Annotated in this window: 9 protein-coding genes and 3 pseudogenes; 7 read left to right on the top strand and 5 right to left on the bottom strand. The window is 63.4% G+C overall.

What is annotated here, in order from left to right; translation table 11 throughout:
* Window positions 1–22: 22 nt before the first annotated feature.
* From can to ABIE53_RS02820, 6 genes are all read left to right on the top strand, one after another.
* Entirely contained in the window at window positions 23–799 is a 777-nt protein-coding gene (gene can, locus ABIE53_RS02845; protein WP_029969583.1) for a carbonate dehydratase, read from the top strand.
* Window positions 792–2,012, top strand: a complete 1,221-nt coding sequence (locus ABIE53_RS02840; RefSeq protein WP_114155731.1) for an acetyl-CoA C-acetyltransferase — start codon at window positions 792–794, stop codon at window positions 2,010–2,012. Before can ends, ABIE53_RS02840 begins: the two co-directional genes overlap by 8 nt.
* 46 nt (window positions 2,013–2,058) lie before the next feature.
* On the top strand, window positions 2,059–2,736 hold the full coding sequence (locus tag ABIE53_RS02835) for an SDR family oxidoreductase (RefSeq protein WP_114155730.1): 678 nt from the start codon (window positions 2,059–2,061) through the stop codon (window positions 2,734–2,736).
* A gap of 62 nt (window positions 2,737–2,798) precedes the next feature.
* The gene (locus ABIE53_RS02830; protein ID WP_006048155.1) at window positions 2,799–3,929 is read left to right on the top strand and encodes an acyl-CoA dehydrogenase family protein; all 1,131 of its coding nucleotides are present in this window, start codon (window positions 2,799–2,801) and stop codon (window positions 3,927–3,929) included.
* A gap of 7 nt (window positions 3,930–3,936) precedes the next feature.
* A complete protein-coding gene (locus tag ABIE53_RS02825; RefSeq protein ID WP_114155729.1) occupies window positions 3,937–4,386 on the top strand; it encodes a YchJ family protein in 450 nt (149 codons plus the stop codon).
* A 632-nt stretch (window positions 4,387–5,018) separates the two neighbouring features.
* Complete coding sequence (locus ABIE53_RS02820; protein ID WP_029969578.1) at window positions 5,019–6,335, top strand: dienelactone hydrolase family protein; 1,317 nt, start codon at window positions 5,019–5,021, stop codon at window positions 6,333–6,335.
* An 11-nt stretch (window positions 6,336–6,346) separates the two neighbouring features.
* Here ABIE53_RS02820 and ABIE53_RS02815 read toward each other — a convergent pair whose 3' ends face one another.
* A complete protein-coding gene (locus ABIE53_RS02815; protein ID WP_192699994.1) occupies window positions 6,347–8,101 on the bottom strand; it encodes a ShlB/FhaC/HecB family hemolysin secretion/activation protein in 1,755 nt (584 codons plus the stop codon).
* Between the two features lie 71 nt (window positions 8,102–8,172).
* Window positions 8,173–8,439 carry a hypothetical protein gene (locus ABIE53_RS02810; RefSeq protein ID WP_114155727.1) on the bottom strand — a complete coding sequence of 89 codons (267 nt, stop codon included), beginning with the start codon at window positions 8,437–8,439 and terminating at the stop codon, window positions 8,173–8,175.
* Between the two features lie 190 nt (window positions 8,440–8,629).
* Here ABIE53_RS02810 and ABIE53_RS02805 point away from each other — a divergent pair.
* Window positions 8,630–9,691 (top strand): annotated as a pseudogene (locus ABIE53_RS02805) (hemagglutinin repeat-containing protein); the annotation flags it as partial.
* A gap of 691 nt (window positions 9,692–10,382) precedes the next feature.
* On the opposite strand, the pseudogene ABIE53_RS31965 reads toward ABIE53_RS02805, so the two are convergent.
* The 3 genes and pseudogenes from ABIE53_RS31965 to ABIE53_RS31955 form a co-directional block, all read right to left on the bottom strand.
* Window positions 10,383–10,562 (bottom strand): annotated as a pseudogene (locus ABIE53_RS31965) (hemagglutinin repeat-containing protein); the annotation flags it as partial.
* 105 nt (window positions 10,563–10,667) lie between these two features.
* A pseudogene (locus ABIE53_RS31960) lies at window positions 10,668–14,471 on the bottom strand (beta strand repeat-containing protein); the annotation flags it as partial.
* 407 nt (window positions 14,472–14,878) lie between these two features.
* On the bottom strand, window positions 14,879–16,693 hold the full coding sequence (locus tag ABIE53_RS31955; RefSeq protein ID WP_502922724.1) for a two-partner secretion domain-containing protein: 1,815 nt from the start codon (window positions 16,691–16,693) through the stop codon (window positions 14,879–14,881).
* Window positions 16,694–16,885 lie beyond the last annotated feature (192 nt).

The raw sequence follows: 16,885 nt of genomic DNA, 5'->3' as shown, positions 1-16,885 counted from the left end.
CGATTAACCGCCAAGACGCATCATGAACATGAACGCTTCCAACCCCGCCCATCCGCTCGCGCATCTATTCGATAACAACGACGCGTGGGTCACGCGCAAGTTGTCCGAAGATCCCGAGTACTTCTCGCGCCTCGCGCATCAGCAGACGCCCGAGTATCTGTGGATCGGCTGCTCCGATTCGCGCGTGCCCGCGAACCAGATCATCGGTCTGCCGCCGGGCGAAGTGTTCGTGCATAGAAACATCGCGAACGTGGTCGTGCATACGGATCTGAACTGCCTCTCGGTGATCCAGTTCGCCGTCGATCTGCTGAAGGTCAAGCACATCATGGTGGTCGGCCACTACGGCTGCTCGGGCGTGGCCGCCGCATTGCACGGCCGCCGCGTGGGTCTCGCGGATAACTGGCTGCATCACGTGCAGGACGTGCGCGCGAAACATGCCGCACTGATCGACGAGTGGCCCATTGGCGAGACACGTCACCGGCGTCTCGTCGAACTGAACACCATCGAGCAGGTCGTGAACGTGTGCCGCACGACCATCATCAACGACGCATGGGCGCGCGGCCAGGAACTCACGGTGCACGGCTGGGCCTATGGCGTGCACGACGGCAAGGTGCGCGACCTCGGCATGACGATCAACAACGCGGCCGCGCTCGATGAAACCTATCGGCGTTGCGTGGCCGGCGTGTCGGCGAGCACCGCGCATACGGCGGACAACGACGTCGTCGCGTCAGACGCGGCGCAGCTTGGCGACGTGCCGGCGATAGTCCAAGGCGTAATCAAGGAGCTAAAACATGAGTGAGACGAAGACAAAGACAGAGACGAACGGCACGACGGCCGATCCGATTGTGATCGTGAGCGCGGCGCGCACGCCGATGGCTGCATTTCAGGGCGATTTCGCATCGCTGACCGCGCCGCAACTCGGCTCGATCGCGATCGAAGCCGCGGTTCAGCGTGCGGGCCTCAAGCCCGAGCAGATCGATGAAGTCGTGATGGGTTGCGTGCTGCCCGCGGGCCTCGGCCAGGCGCCCGCGCGGCAAGCCGCGCTCGGCGCCGGCTTGCCGCTTTCGACGGGCAGCACGACAGTCAACAAGATGTGCGGTTCGGGCATGCGCGCGGCCATGTTCGCGCACGACATGCTGGCCGCCGGTTCGGTCGACGTGATCGTCGCGGGCGGCATGGAGAGCATGACGAACGCGCCGTATCTGCTGCCCAAAGCGCGGGGCGGCATGCGCATGGGTCACAGCCAGGTCATCGATCACATGTTCTACGACGGCCTCGAAGACGCCTACGAAAAAGGCCGTTTGATGGGCACGTTCGCGGAAGAATGCGCGGCCTCGTTCGACTTCACGCGCGAAGCGCAAGACGCGTTCGCCGTCGAGTCCCTGAACCGCGCGAAACGTGCGAACGAAGACGGTTCGTTCGCGTGGGAAATCGCGCCGGTGAAAGTGCAAAGCCGCAAGGGCGAAGCGACCATCGACCACGACGAACAGCCGTACAAGGCGAACCTCGAAAAAATTCCGACGCTCAAGCCCGCGTTCAGCAAAACGGGCACGGTGACGGCCGCGAACTCGTCGTCGATTTCGGACGGCGCCGCGGCGCTCGTCATGATGCGCGAATCGACGGCGAAGCGTCTCGGCGTCACGCCGCTTGCGCGCGTGGTCGGCCACTCCACGTTCGCGCAGGAGCCGGCGAAGTTCACCACCGCGCCGGTCGGCGCGATCCGCAAGCTGTTCGACAAAAACGGCTGGCGCGCGGACGAAGTCGATCTGTATGAAGTCAACGAGGCTTTCGCCGTCGTGACGATGGCCGCGATGAAGGAACACAAGCTTCCGCACGACAAGGTCAACGTGCACGGCGGCGCGTGTGCTCTCGGCCATCCGATCGGCGCATCGGGCGCGCGCATTCTCGTCACGCTGATCGGTGCGCTGAAAAAGCGCGGCGGCAAGCGCGGCGTCGCCACGCTTTGCATCGGCGGCGGCGAAGCGACGGCAATGGGCATCGAACTCGTTTGACGCGTCGCGCGCATGTTCAGGCGCGTCACATAGTCGGAGGTGATTCATGAAGACAGTGTTGATTGTCGGTGCGTCGCGTGGCATCGGCCAGGAATTTGTCCGGCAGTACAAACAAAGCGGCTGGCGTGTGCTCGCCACCGCGCGCGACGGCGCCGCGCTCGACGCGCTCACGCAACTCGGCGCGCAAACCTATTCCGTCGACGTAACCGAGTCCGCGGACATCGCCGCATTGGGCTGGAAGCTCGACGGCGAGCAGGTCGATGTGGCCATCGTCGTGTCGGGCGTTTATGGTCCGCGCAGCGACCGCATTGAAACCATCACCGCCGAAGACTTCGATCATGTGATGCACACCAACGTGCGCGGCCCGATGCAACTGATGCCGATCCTGCTGCCGATCGTCGAGGAAACGGGCGGCGTGCTGGCGGTGATCTCGAGCAAGATGGGCAGCATCGCCGATTCGAGCGGCACGAGTGGCTGGCTGTATCGCGTGAGCAAGGCCGCGCTGAACGACGCGCTCAAGCTCGCGTCGCTCGAAGCACAGAGCGCGACGTGCGTGTCGCTGCATCCCGGCTGGGTGCAGACGGACATGGGCGGCGCGCACGCGGCAATCGATCCGACGACGAGCGTCGCCGGCATGCGTGACGTGCTCGCGCAGGCAGCGGCCTCGCGCGACGCGTTCAATGGCCGCTTCTACCAATACGACGGCACGCAGCTGGAGTGGTAGCACGAGCGCGTGAGTGGTCTGGTCGGCCCTTATGCACGAGGCCAGAGTGAGGAGGCAGATTCATGGTGCTTGATCAGGATCATCTGATGGTCCGCGACGCGCTGCGCACCTTCGTGCGCGAAGCCGTCACACCGCACGCGGCGGCGTGGGACCGCGAGCGCACTTTTCCAAAAGAAGTGCATAGGCAACTTGCGGAACTCGGCGCGTATGGCGTGCTCGTGCCCGAAGAGTACGGCGGCGCCGGCATGGACGCGCTCGCGCTCGCGCTGATTCTCGAGGAAATCGCAGCCGGCGACGGCGGTACATCGACGGCGATCTCCGTGAACAATTGCCCTGTGTGCAGCATTCTGCTGAGTTACGGCAACGACGCGCAAAAGCGCGACTGGCTCACGCCGCTCGCGCGCGGCGAGATGCTCGGCGCGTTCTGCCTGACCGAACCGCAGGCGGGTTCCGACGCGTCGGCGCTGCGCACCACCGCAACGCGCGATGGCGACGCCTACGTGCTCAACGGCGTCAAGCAGTTCATCACGAGCGGCAAGAACGCGAATGTCGCCATCGTGATGGCCGTCACCGACAAGGCCGCCGGCAAGCGCGGCATCAGCGCGTTTATCGTGCCGACCGACAGCAAGGGTTATCTGGTCGCGCGGCTCGAAGAGAAGCTCGGCCAGCATTCGTCGGATACCGCGCAAATCATTTTCGACGATTGCCGCGTGCCCGCCGCGAATCTGATCGGCGCAGAAGGCGAGGGTTATCGCATTGCGCTGTCGGGGCTCGAAGGCGGGCGCATCGGCATCGCCGCGCAAAGCGTCGGCATGGCGCGCGCGGCGTTCGAAGCAGCGCTGAGTTACGCGAAGGAGCGCGAGAGCTTCGGCCAGCCGCTGTTCTCGCACCAGGCCGTGCAGTTCCGTCTCGCCGATATGGCGACGCAACTCGAAGCCGCGCGTCAGTTGATCTGGCACGCCGCGTCGTTGAAAGACGCAGGCCAGCCTTGCCTTACCGAAGCCGCGATGGCGAAACTGTTTGCGTCGGAGGCCGCGGAGCGCATCTGTTCGGCGGCGCTGCAAATTCACGGCGGCTATGGGTATCTGAGCGACTTTCCGGTCGAACGGATTTATCGCGATGTGCGCGTGTGCCAGATTTACGAAGGCACGAGCGACATCCAGAAGATATTGATCGCACGCGGTCTTGGTTAGGAGTTCGATGAGCAAGCACGAGTCGTCCACACAGCGGCCCGCCGACTGTCCATGCGGCGGCGCGGCGCCTCGCCAGTCCGCGGCCGCGAAAGCACCGCGTTTCGCGGCGTGCTGCGGCCGTTATATCGACGGCGGCGAATTGGCGCCGCGCGCGCTCGAACTGATGCGCTCGCGCTACAGCGCGTATGTTGTCGGCGCAACGGATTATTTGCGCGCCACGTGGGCGCCCGCCACCTGCCCCGCCGATCTCGACGCCGACCCTTCCGCGCCCGATGCGCCGCGTTGGCTCGGACTGCAGATCAAGGCATTCGCCGAAACGGACGCGCAACACGCGACCGTCGAGTTCGTCGCGCGATACAAGGTGGCCGGGCGCGCGCATCGGCTGCACGAGTTAAGCCGTTTCATTCGCGATGATCGCGGCCACTGGCTCTACGTCGACGGCGATGTAAGCGAATAGTTTTTTAAGCGTCAACGGAGAATCCGCCGTCATCGCATATGGCCCCTTAGCGGGGCCGCTTCAAGGCGTTGGCTCGACGCGACAGTCCGGTCAGCCCGCTATCGCGCGATGCAAAGCGAGCCCGGCCAACGCATCGCCCCAATCCGCCGATTTAAGGCCCTTTTCGCGGCTTTATTGCCCCCACCTGCGCGGGTTTTCACCGCGCGTCTTGCTCATCGAGCCTGCCGCTCTGCCTCTCGCGCGACGCGGCAATTTTTTCGTCAGGGGTTCTCCTTGATTGCACAAAACAAAATTGTCGTGCCAGGATGAGGCCGTTGCTTCGTGACGCCATCAAGCGAGGACCCGCTGGTAAGGGTTCCGCAAGTTGCGCCGGCGCCTGCCGATAACCAGTTAACGAGGTTATGGCAGCGGCGTCCGGCAGCGGAGGTGGCGTTCATCATCGGCGCGTGGGGTCGCGTCGGCCGTTGGGTTTATCCCGTGCGATCTCGATTGGCGTGCGTGCGCTTCGCGCAATGCGTACGTGAGCATGTTTTTGTTTGTCGCAAACGCGCGTGCGAAAGATAAATGTCAGCCGCGCGATTCGATGAACAGACACGAGATGTCGAGGCAGATTTTTTGAGGCAGGTGGGTGAATGGCGTTGAGCAAGGTTCTGGCGAAGTGGGCAGCGATGTGTGCAGCAGCAGCGGCGGCGTGCGCTGTCGCAGCGGCGCACGCGACCCCGCTCGCGGACGCCCAGCCCGGACCGCTCGCCCGCGCTCACGTGCCGCGCATCGCACTGCCGGACGACGTGTATCTGCCGAGCGCGCGGCTGAACGAACAGATCATCCGCGTACCCGTCGATGCGGACGGCGACGTCACCCTTCAAACGACGATCTACAAGCCGGACGGCCCAGGCCCGTTTCCTATGATCGTCTTCAATCACGGCAAGATTCCCGGCGATCCGCGTATGCAGGAACGCAGCGACCCGCTGCCGTTCGCGCGCGAATTCGTGCGCCGCGGTTACGTGGTCGTGGCGCCGAACCGCCAGGGCTTCGGCCAGTCGGGCGGCGTCTATCAACAGGACGGCTGCGACGTCGAACGCAATGGCATGTCGCAAGCCGGCGACGTCGCGGCGACGATCGACTACATGTCGAAGCAGCCTTACGTCGACGCCACGCATATCGTCGTGGCGGGCACGTCGCATGGCGGCCTCGCGACGATGGCCTACGGCACCGAGGCGGCGCCGGGCGTGCGGGCGCTCATCAACTTTTCCGGCGGCTTGCGCCAGGACGCGTGCGGCGACTGGCAGGGCAATCTGACGCGAGCATTCGGCGCGTATGGCGACAAAACGAAAGTGCCGTCGCTGTGGATGTACGGCGACAACGATTCGGTGTGGAATGCGCCGCTCGTGGCCGGCATGCACGCGGCGTACGTCGCGCACGGCGCGAGCGCGAAGATGGTCGACTACGGCACGTATAAGAACGACGCGCACCGGCTCGTCGGCGACCGCGACGGCGTGCATGTCTGGTGGCCGGCTGTGGAGTCGTTCCTTGCACGCGTGGGCATGCCCACGGGCGTGCAGTATCGCGTGTCCGATCCTTCGGCGCCGAAGGCGAGCGGCTTTGCTTCCGTCGATGCCGTCGACGCGGTCCCCTACGTCGATGAAGCCGGGCGCAACGGTTATCGCAACTTCCTGCACCAGTACCCGAGCCGTGCCTTCGCGGTGTCGGACACGGGCGCGTGGTCGTGGGCCGAGGGCGGCGACGATCCGATGTCGGTTGCGATTGCGAATTGCCAGAAGCAGAGCTCGGCGCCTTGCCGGTTGTATGCGGTCGATAACTCCGTTGTGTGGGGTGATCAGGGATCGCGGACGGCTGATAGTGGTGCGGGTGGGTCTGGTTCTTCGGTTTCTTCTTCCTCTGTGTCTTCCGATGGTGACGTGCGACCGGCTATTGCTAGTCGGGAGTGAGGCCCTTCCCGCTAGAACTGCGCTGTCGCCTGGAAGCCAAGCGTGACACGCGCGGTTGGGAATGCTGCCGGTTTGTAGACGGGCGTGCCGGCGAACACGTCATAGGCGAGTCCGCCGATCCGCGTGCCGACGCTACCGCGTAGGCCGATTACCGCGCCGGCCAGTTGCGTGCCCGCCAGGAACGCCGTGTTTGGTCCGAATACGTGGCCGTAGTCGATCCCCGTGTAGAGCGTCTGCCCTGTTTGGCCTAGGGGCATCTGTAGTTCATTGCGCCAGTAGAAACCCTTCTCCGCCGCCAGCATCGTCTCGCCGTCGAAGCCGCGTACCGTGTAGCGGCTGCCGATCGTCAGGTCGTCTAAATAGAACAGCGTGTCGTTCATGAACTGTGCGTGAACGGTTGTCACGTAGCGGAAGTTTTGTGTCTTGATTGAAAACGGCACCGACAGGTTTGTGTCCAGCACGGCGAGATGGTAACGGTACGTCGGACCGTCCGGGTGCGGGTCAGGCGTCGCACCCAGTCCGCCGATGCCCTGACGGTACGCGAGCGTCCCGTCGAACTGTGCCGCGCCAAAGTAATGCCGGTCGGTCAGCCCCGCCTCGATGAACGTGTTGTTGCGGCGCTGCGTTGGAATGTCGGTGCCGTCGATGAAGCTCTCGCCGAAGCGCTTCGATAGCTGGAATTCCACGCCGAACACGTCGGTCTGGCTGCGTCTCAGGACACGCGCGAGTCTCAGCGCGGCGGTCTGCGAATTGCCGCTGGAGACGAACGTCTGATTCACGCCCGCAATGTTCTGGTAATAGGTGTTCGCAGTGGCCGACAGTGTGGCCGTCCAGTAACCCCACGGCAGCGAGTACGATCCGTTGAAGCCGTGCGAGCCCAGGCGCTTGTCGCCGAATTCGAGATCCTGACTGGCGCCCGCCGTGAGAACATCATTCAGGCCGAGCGGGTTGTCGATGCCGACGCTAAGGTTGCCCTGTAGCTTGCCGGTTGCGCGCGAACCCGAGTTGTCCACGGACGCGACCACGCTCCACGGCTTAGCGCGTTTCATCGATATGACCACGTCGCTTTCGCCCGGCATGTCGGTCGGCTCGATCTTCATATCGACATCCTGGCTCGCGACGCGCTTCGACTGTTCCAGACCTTGCTCAAGATCGCGCAGGTTCAGCAGGTCGCCATCGCGTGCCGGGAATGCGGTTTTCCATGTGCCGCGCGTGTCGGGATCGGCATAGCGCAGCTTGCGGATGACGCCGGGCACGAGCGCGAATTTCAGGGTGCCGGTTGACAGATCCTGTGCAGGTAACAGCACGCGTGTCGTGATGTAGCCCTCGCTCAAAATGGCTTGCTGCAATCCTTTCGTGATGACATCGAGCCCGGCCTTGCCGATGCACTGGCCGCGATAGTGCGCAAGCCATTCGCGCGCGAACGCGAAGCGGTCGAGCGGCAGTTGCGAGGCGCCGTGACTGCGTACTGCGTCAGGCAGATTGGGCGGCACGTCGAGTGAAAGGGAGTCGATGCGGAAGCACGGTTGCTCTGCCGGCAGATCGGGCCAGCCTTGCACGCGTGGGACTTCGGAACGCACGACCGGCGCCTGCACTGTTGCGTCGCGCTGCTGGGCGTCGCGTTGCTGCTGGAGTTGCTGGTTCTGTTCTGCGTTGGCGCGTGCCGCGGCGGCTGTGTCCGCGGGTGTGGGTGCCTGCTGCGCGTTGGACGCGAGTGATACCAGGGCTGTGAGCGGGAGTACCGCCAGCCTATTTCGAATTTTCATGGGTGTTTCATTCCGTGATTCGATACGACATGCAGCGGCGGGCATCGTTAGCCCGCTGCTGCATCAACGGTTTATTTCCCGTTTTCGTCGTCCTTCGTTTTGTAGCTGTCGCGTGCTTTCTTGTAGCTGTTATCGAAGGGCTTGATATTTAGCAATTTGGCCCGACTGGTCATTCCGCCGACAAGCACTGAAAGAAAGCCGACTAACAAGAAAACTCTCGCCCAAAGGACTGGGAGTTCACATTCAAGTGCGATAGCGGCAAGTCCTATTCCAATAACGATTAGCGTCAAGCGAAGCCATGAAGCTAGGTTGCCGTTGTCGATGAATCTGATCTTCATTTTCTCCCCTTGGAAGTTTGCGGCCCGAAAATGCCATCTATCTTTTCTTGCACGTTCTTAGCCACGCCACTACCGTTCACTTGATTCACCAACTCATTCACGGCAGGGGTCAATAGGGGAGATGCCGCTGAAATGTAGTTCGATGCAATAGACGTAGAACCATTAAAAACGTACTGCCCCGTATTCGGCTTGGGGCGTGGACGCGTCGATGTCGAAGGCGCACGGCGACGGCAATAGCGATGCGGCCATGCAGAACAACGCACACGTGACGGCGGCGAATACCGCGACGATCATCTCGGGAGGCGATACCAACATCATCGGTTCGAACGTCAATGGCCGTCAGGTGAATGCCGATGTCGGCGGCAACCTGAACATTGCAAGCGTGCAGGACACGATGACGAGCAGCGCGCATCAGGAGAGCACGGGCGGCGGCTTCAGCATCAGCCAGGGTGGCGGCAGCGCGAGTTTCAGTCACACGAACGCGAGTGCGAACGGCAGTTACGCGGGCGTGAACGAAGAGGCCGGCATCCAGGCGGGCGATGGTGGTTTCAACGTCAACGTCAAGGGCAATACCGATCTGAAGGGCGCGGTGATTGCGAGCGATGCCGATGCGTCGAAAAACAATCTCGCCACAGGCACGCTGAGCTATAGCGATGTACAGAACTCGTCGAGCTATAACGCGCATACGGGCGGCATCGGCGGAGGCGTGACGGCCGGCGACGGCGGCGCGAACTACGGCACGACCGGCAGCACGTCGGGCCACAACGCAGGCGGCGCTGCGCCGATGCTGAGCCAGAACGACAGCGGCAGCGATAGCGCGACCACGCGTAGCGGCATCAGCGCGGGCACGATCAATGTGACGGATGCGGCTCATCAGACGCAGGACATCGCGAGCCTCAATCGTGATACGTCGAACGCCAACGGCACGGTCGCGAAACTGCCGGACGTGAATAATCTGCTCGACCATCAGGGGGACATGATGGCGGCCGCGGGTGCGGCGGGTGAGGCGGTGTCCCGGCGTATTGGTGACTATGCAGAATCGAAGTACAAGGAGGCAAAGGCGAACGGCGATCAGGCCGGCATGGATGCGTGGAAGGAAGGCGGCTTAGCGCGCGCCGGAATGCAGGCCGCGGGCGCTGCGCTCGTGAGCGGGCTTGCTGGCGGCAATGCAATTGGCGGCGCAGCGGGTGCTGGCATCGCTTCGATCGAGGCGGGCAAGCTGAACGAGCTGAGTGGCGACATTGCCGGTTCGAAGCCGACCGGCAATGCGGATATGAATGAAGCGCTGGGCAATATTGTTGCAAACGCGATTGCTACAGGGGCGGGTGCGGTGGTTGGCGGCAATGCGGGGGCGTTTGAAGGCTACAACGTGGATAGGTTCAACCGGCAGTTGCATCCCGAAGAAAAGGCCGTAGCCAAGCAGCTTGCAGATAAGAGCGGTGGCAAGTACACGGAGGCGCAAACTGAGGACCAGATGCGTATTATGGGCGTAACCGTGAACGGGACCAACGAATCAGGCGCACCGACGACGCTGATTGGCCAGGCGCCCACGGATTCCGGCGCAAAGTGGATATCGGGTGGTACGACGGCGGACGGCAAACCGATTCTGACGCAGGTTACGGCGCAGGCGAATCCGGAGTTGCAGACATACATCCTGTCGAACTATGTCACGGACGTGCCGGGCACAGTTTCGTATGATCCGTTGTCCGGCTCAAAGTCATCAACTATAACGGGGCCGTTCACCAAGTTCGACAAGAGCGACGCGGACTTTATGCGTAACACAACGGCAGATGCAGCGGGGATGGTTTCGACTAACGCCGGACGTGTATCGTCACTTGCGGCAGCGGGTGCGTCAATAACGCCTTGCTCAGTAGTCTGTGAGGGTATTGCATACGGCGGAACAATCATAGCAATCGCCGCAGATGCGGTTGGGCAATTGGCTAACCCTGCGTGCCATACGAAATACCGACGCTTGCGCTGCTCGACTGGTTCGTGCTGCGCGTCGAATCGGTGTCGGTCGTGTTCACGACATTGACCTGATTCTTTGCCGCGAGGATCACGGCATCTGCCGAAACCATACTGCCCTGCGACAACGTCGTCGTGCTGTTGCTCGAACTCGACACTTCCTTGCCGCTCACCACATTGCTGTGCTTGTGCTGCTCCTGCGAATTGTCGACGTGCGTCTCCGTCGCCGCGCCGATATTGACGTTGCCTGTCGCCGCGAGCGTCGCGGTTCCCTTGTCGAGACTGATTGCGCTGCCCGTGACGTTGATATCCTTGCCTGACGCGACCGTCAGCGAGTTGCCGGCATTAAGCGTCGTCGCAGTAAGCGTGTCGTCCGACCGGTGCAAGGACTCCGAATAACTGCCGTGGCCATCGCTGCCTGAACTGTTGCTGTTCGTGGTCGACGTGGCTTTTGCAGCCTGCAAGGTCACATTGCCGTTCGCAGCGAGCGTTCCGCCGCCCGCGAGGCGGATGTCTGCCCCGGTTGCAGTCAGGTCGCCGCGCACGCCAATCTGCGAAACGCCACCGACCTTGATGGAACTGCCGGTCGTCTGGTTAAAGTCGGTGTTCGACACACCGTTCGCGCGCTCGACAATCTTGTGTTCGCCGGTCTGCACCGCGCCGATATCGTAGTTGCCACCCACGGCCATACCGAGGTTGCCGCCGACGTTCAGATTGCCCGCGTTCTGCTCGACGTTGCCGCCGGTGACGATGACCGCGTTACCCGCGACGTTCAGGTTCGCAATCGGGCCGAGCGTGGTCGTCGTGCGCGTGGCGCCGGTTGCGCTCACCTGGTCAACCGTCTTGACCGCCGTATTGAGCAGCAGGTCGCCGCCCGCCTTCAGCGCAAGACTGCCCGCATTCACGGTCGCCGAGGTGAGGTCAATATTGCCCTTTGTGTTCAGCGACATGAGGCCGCCGCTTTGCAGCGTGCCGAATGCGTTGTTGATCTGGTTGCCCTGGATTGACAGCGTATTGCCTGCCTGCACCGTGCCGCTGTTCGTGAAGGTCTGCGCGTTCTGGATGTCGATGTCGGTTGCGGCGATCAGCGGACCATTCATGTTCTGCTGACTGGCCTTCGCAAGATAGACGACCGGCACGAGCACGGCCTGGCCGTCGACCATCTCGGTCTGCATGATGACGACGTTGCTGGTGAGCGCGGCCACCTGCTCGGGCGACAGGCTCATGCCGAGCGGCAGGTTCAGCGACTGCGAGAGCGAGGCGCCCGCAGCAAGCAGCGACTGGTACATCGACTGGAGATCGGTGTAAGGACCGAGCACGGCCTTGCCAGTCAGCGACGTCACCTGGTTACGCACGAGCTGCTGCTCGTAGAAACCATCGCCGAGACGCTTTTCCGTCGTCTGCGGATTCACGCCAAGCTGTTGCAGGTAGTAGTCGCTCGAAATGAACGTCTTCTGGTTCGTGAAGGCCGGGTTCGTCTCGATCAGATAACGGGCGCCCGGTGCGCTCGCCGGTCTGAACAATCCGCCCTGCGGAACCGTCAGGTTTTGCAGGACGGTCTGCGCCGTCGCACTCGCGATGACCGGATTGACCATGCCCGCGCCACCGTTGACCGACGCCGCGCCGGACTTCGCGCCGCTCGCGTTGCCGCTCAGGCCGCTGATATTCACCCCGGACATGGCCTGGCCAGGTGCGAGACCGATCGACGGAATGCCCGCGTTGCCCGCCGTGTTGTTGATGCTGATGCCCGTGCCCGAGAGCGTGCCGCCCGCGACAAAGCTCGATTCGTAACCCGGCAGCGCGTAATAGCGGATGTCGGCCGGCGCCGCCTGCGTGTAGCCGCCCGGCCGCTTGCCGACGAACGGCGCATCGCCGAACGGCAATTGCCAGTCGTGTTCGCTGTTGTCGTAGTTGTTGTAGTGGTACTCGCCGGAATACGTGACCTGCACTTGGGGAGCCGTCTGGCCCTGCCAGCTATTCTGGTCGAGTGTCATGGGCGCGGCGATGTTGCCGACCGCTGCCACCGCGCTCCAGTAGTTCTGGAACAGTCCCACCTTCGACGCGTCCAGATTGCCGCCCGCGATGATCTGCGCCTGCGGGCTGATGCCTGCGATCAGGTTCGCCAGCGCGACGCCTGTGTAGGTGGTGTACTGGTAGGTCGAATTCCATTGGCCTCCGTGTGGCGGATCGGTAAAGACGCCACCGATGCTGTTCGGGTCCTGTATGCCGACCTGGCCGGTGCGGCCGGACAGGCTGATGCCAAGTTCGTCGAGCAGCGCCGGAGCGACCGGCTGGTTCAGGCCGGTCGTCGTCATCGTCGTGCGCGTGTTCGTCACCTGGGCGGCGTGCAGTTCCATGTCGCCGGCCGATTCAATCAGCGCTGACTGGTTGCGGATCAGGGCCGCGTTCGTGTAGCTGCCGTCTGCATTCTTGCCGCCCGCCAGTATCATCTTGCCGAGACCGTAAATCGCGGTGGTCGCCTGCGTGTCGGTCGCCGTGGTGTCGTCGCGGTTCTCGATGTCGTTCGACAGCAGTTCGAGCGTGCCGTTACTGTCGGTTGCGCCGATCAGCGCCGTCGGCCCCGTGTTCGTCAGCGATTGCGTCGCGTTGAGCGAGACGCTTCCGCCGACCATCGTCCCGGTGTTCTCCAGCGTATTCGAGTGCGTCGTGAGTGTGCCGCCCGCCATCATCACGCCGCTGTTCTGCACGTCGGCCGCGTTGATGTTCAGGTTGTTCGCCGCTTCGACGAGCGCGCCGTTGCTGAATGTTCCGGGCAGGGTGAAGGACAGGTCATGGCCTGCGGCGAACTGCAGGTCGGGCGTCGGCGTGAAGTCGCCCTGCACGCTTACCGCTACGTCGTTGGCCGCGCTATATGCGCCGCCGCCGGTGAGCGCCGCCGCATTGACGGCAAGGTTATGCGCCGCGCCAATCTGCCCGTTCGTGTTCGTGACCGCGCCGGTCGTCGTGATCGCGACATCGCCATTCGAACCGCTCAGGTTGCCGATCTGGCCGTTGCTGTTGTCAACCGTGTCCGCCCGCACGGCGACATTCACGCCGCTGATCTGGCCACCGCGCTGGCCGTTCTGCGTGTTCACGAGCGCCGACGTATCGACGGCAACATTGCCGTTGCCCGTCATGACGCCGCCGCTGTTCACGGTCTGGCTGCCACCTTGCACGGTCATGTCGCCCGTGCCGAGATTGCCGACGAGGCCGTTCGTGTTGTTGACCGACGCGGCCTGAATCGCGAGCGTGCTCGCGTCGCCAGCCGCGCCCGTGCCGGACTGGATCTGTCCGTTCGTGTTCGTCAGCGTGCCGCCGCTCGCGAGCGTCAGCGACGAGAGGGAGCGAACCGAGCCTTGCGTATTGTTCACATCGCCCGCGATGTTTGCCGCGATGTTTCCCTGCGCGGCGAGCACGCCATTCGCGTTGTTCAGGCTGCTGGCCCGCGCGGTGAGCTGCCCGGCCGTGATGATGCGGCCGCCGACGTTCGAGAAGGCACCCGCGCCATTGCCCGGTGCAATCGTCAGCGTGCCCGTGCCGGCGTCGAGGATCGTGCCACCGTCGTTGATGAGCGCGCCAGGCGCGAGCGTCAGGTCGGTGCTGTTGGTCTGGAATGTGCCGCCGCTTGAATTGTCGAAGGTGCCGCTGACGTTAAAGCCCATCGACGACGCGCCGTATTGCGTGATCGTGCCGCCGTGGTTCACCAGGTCGGTCGCGTTCAGCGCAAGCTGGTTCGCCTGGATGTCGCCGCCGCTGTTGTCCAGTGTCGACCCGGTGGTAAGCGCCAGGTTCGGCGCGACAATCGAGCCGCCGCTGTTGGTCAGCGAGCCCGTGCGAATCGTTTCGTTTGCGCCCGCGCCGATCTGGCCGCCGTTGTTGTTCAGCGTGCCACTGGCGAGGCTCAGGTCCGTATTCGAAAGCAGCTTGCCGTTGGTGTTGTCCAGCGTGCCGCCGACGCTTGCCGTGAGACCGTTCTGGCCGATGATCGAGCCAGCCGTGTTGTCGAGCGTTCCGGCCTGAAGCGCAGCCTGGCCGTTACTGGCGATCGTGCCGCCGACGTTGGACACCGCGCCCGCGCCATTGCCGGCGTCTATCGTCAGCTTGCCGTTCCCGGCATGGCTAATCCTGCCGCCGTCATTGTCGAGTGTGGCCGGTGCAAGCGTCAGGTCGATGCTGTTCGTTTGCAGCGTGCCGCCCGCCGAGTTGTCGAGCGTGCCCGCTACATCGACCGTCGTCGCGCCGGTTCCGGTCTGCGTGATCGTGCCGCCGTGATTGACGAGGTTCGTCGCGTGCAGTGTGAGCAGGTTTGCGCTCGTCGAGCCGCCGCTGTTATCGACGGTCGCCGCGCTGATCACTGCCTGCTGGCCGGCCGTGAATGTGCCGGCGTTCGCGAGTGTCGTGCCTGCCGATGCGTTCACGTTTCCGTTGGCGGCCAACGTGCCGTTGCTGAACAGGCTTTGCGCCGCAGCCGCAGTCAGGTTCTGCACACCGCCGTGATCGAACCCGCGTTCGCAATCTGTCCGGCCTGCACGGTCACATTGCCGTTGCCGCCGATGGTGCCCAGACCCGTGCCGCCCGCGCCGTTATTCAACGTGCCCGCCGCGGAGAGCGTCAGGCCGTCCGCATTGAGCGATGCGATATGGCCCGCGGTGTTGTCGAATGACCCAGCGTTCGCCGTCAGCGCGCCTGCGGCCTGCATCGTGCCGCCCGTGTTGGACACGGCCCCCACGACGTTTGCATTTAAAACACTGCCCGAAACGATCTGGCCGTTGCTGTTCGAGAGCGCGCCCACATTGACCGTCTGCGTGCCACCCGATGAAAGCGCACCGCCGTCATTGGTCAGCGAGCCCGCTGCATTAACCACGAGCGTACTGCCGGCGGTTGTCGTCGCGCCAGCGGTATTCACATCACCGCCCGTCGCGGTCAACGCCATGCTCCCATTCGCCGACGTACTGCTGCCCGCGACATTGACCCACTCGCCTTGCAGATTCGCATTCCTGCCCGCTGCATTGCGCCCGGTTGCCGCGAGGGCACCGCCCGCCGTCACCGACAGATCGCCGGATGTTGCCAGGCTGCCATCGCTGTTCACGCCCGCGCCGAGCGTACCCGTCGATGCCACGCTGCCCGCGTTGACGGTGGTGCTCTGCTGCGCGGCAAACGTGCCGCTATTACTCAGCGTACCTGCGGTACTCGCGCTGACATTCTGCTGCGCATACGTGGTCCCGCTATTGTCGATCCCGTCACGCGCGTTAATCGCGATATTGCCGCTCGCGTTCGTCTGCCCGCCGAGGACCAGCTTGCCCTGCGTGGTCAACGTCACGTCACCCGCCTGCGCAGCGAGCACGCCCTTCGTCGACACGCCCACACCGTTCTCGGTGCCCACCAGAACGATACGATTTGCGTACATGCCACCGAGACTGCTCACGTCGATGGACACCCCCGGCGCAGCGCCACTACCCGCGATGGCCGTCGCGTTCAGCGTCCCATAATCGACACTGTTCGCGCCCGTGATGACGTTCAGGTTCTTCGCGTAAATCGCGGCATTCGCCTGCACGGCGCGCGCAATCAGATCGACCTGATCGACGTCGCCCGCATTCAGCCCCGCGCCCTGCACGGTGATATTGCCGCCGCTCACGTTAAACCCGGTGAGGCTGCCGTCCGTGCCGTAGTTCGGCGTGCCGGTGGTGAGCGTCGCGCGCGACGTGTTGATGAAACCGCCACCATTCACGCTGATCCCCGAGCCGTTGGCGATCACGACCTGCGCCTTCTGCCCGGCGACTTCGAGATAACCGTTAATCTGGCTCGCCGCGCTGCTATTAACCTGGTTGACGATGATCCGCGCGGACTGTCCCGGCGCGAAGTTCGGATTGCCGTTGATCATGCCCGCCTGCTGCGTCTGCACGATGGTCGGCGAGTTGTTAAGGATCGCGCCGCGCTGCTGCACGTCGAACTGGTTATATGTGTTGACCGACACGCCCGCGCCGGACGGCCGGTTGATGTTCACCTGGTTCAGCCCGTTCGGCGTCGTGATGACGCCCGGCGCGTTCGCGCCGCCCGGCACGATCTGCGCTACGGTGAAAGCGGGCAGGGCGCCGAGCAGCACAAGGGCCGCAAGTGCGATGCTTCGCAGCGCGAAGCTGTGCTGTTGCGTGCTGGATGGAGTCGCGAGCACGCGCCTCGTTGCAGCGGTCTCGCCATTACCCTTGCCTGTTGCCGTGGCCGATTCCTCGACGGCAACCAGCATTGCCCTTAGCCGGCTGAATACCAGCCTGAATGCCCTGCGGTTCATCGTTTTTCTGTTGCGGATTGGTAAGAAGGCCGTAACGTACCGAACCGCGCGAGGCAGATGTGTCAAGATTCGTCAAGGTCAGCATCGACACAACGATTGCCACAAAATAGGTCATATCTGATTGCGAGGCCCCCGAGCGCCCATCTTTTGCTCCACTACCCCCAATACTTTTCCGTCGCTAATTCCGCCCTT

It is taken from the genome of Paraburkholderia sp. OAS925 (assembly GCF_040543975.1).
Lineage (GTDB): Bacteria > Pseudomonadota > Gammaproteobacteria > Burkholderiales > Burkholderiaceae > Paraburkholderia > Paraburkholderia graminis.
The sequence above is the reverse complement of the archived record's forward strand: the minus strand, read 5'-3'. Positions and strand labels throughout refer to the sequence as shown.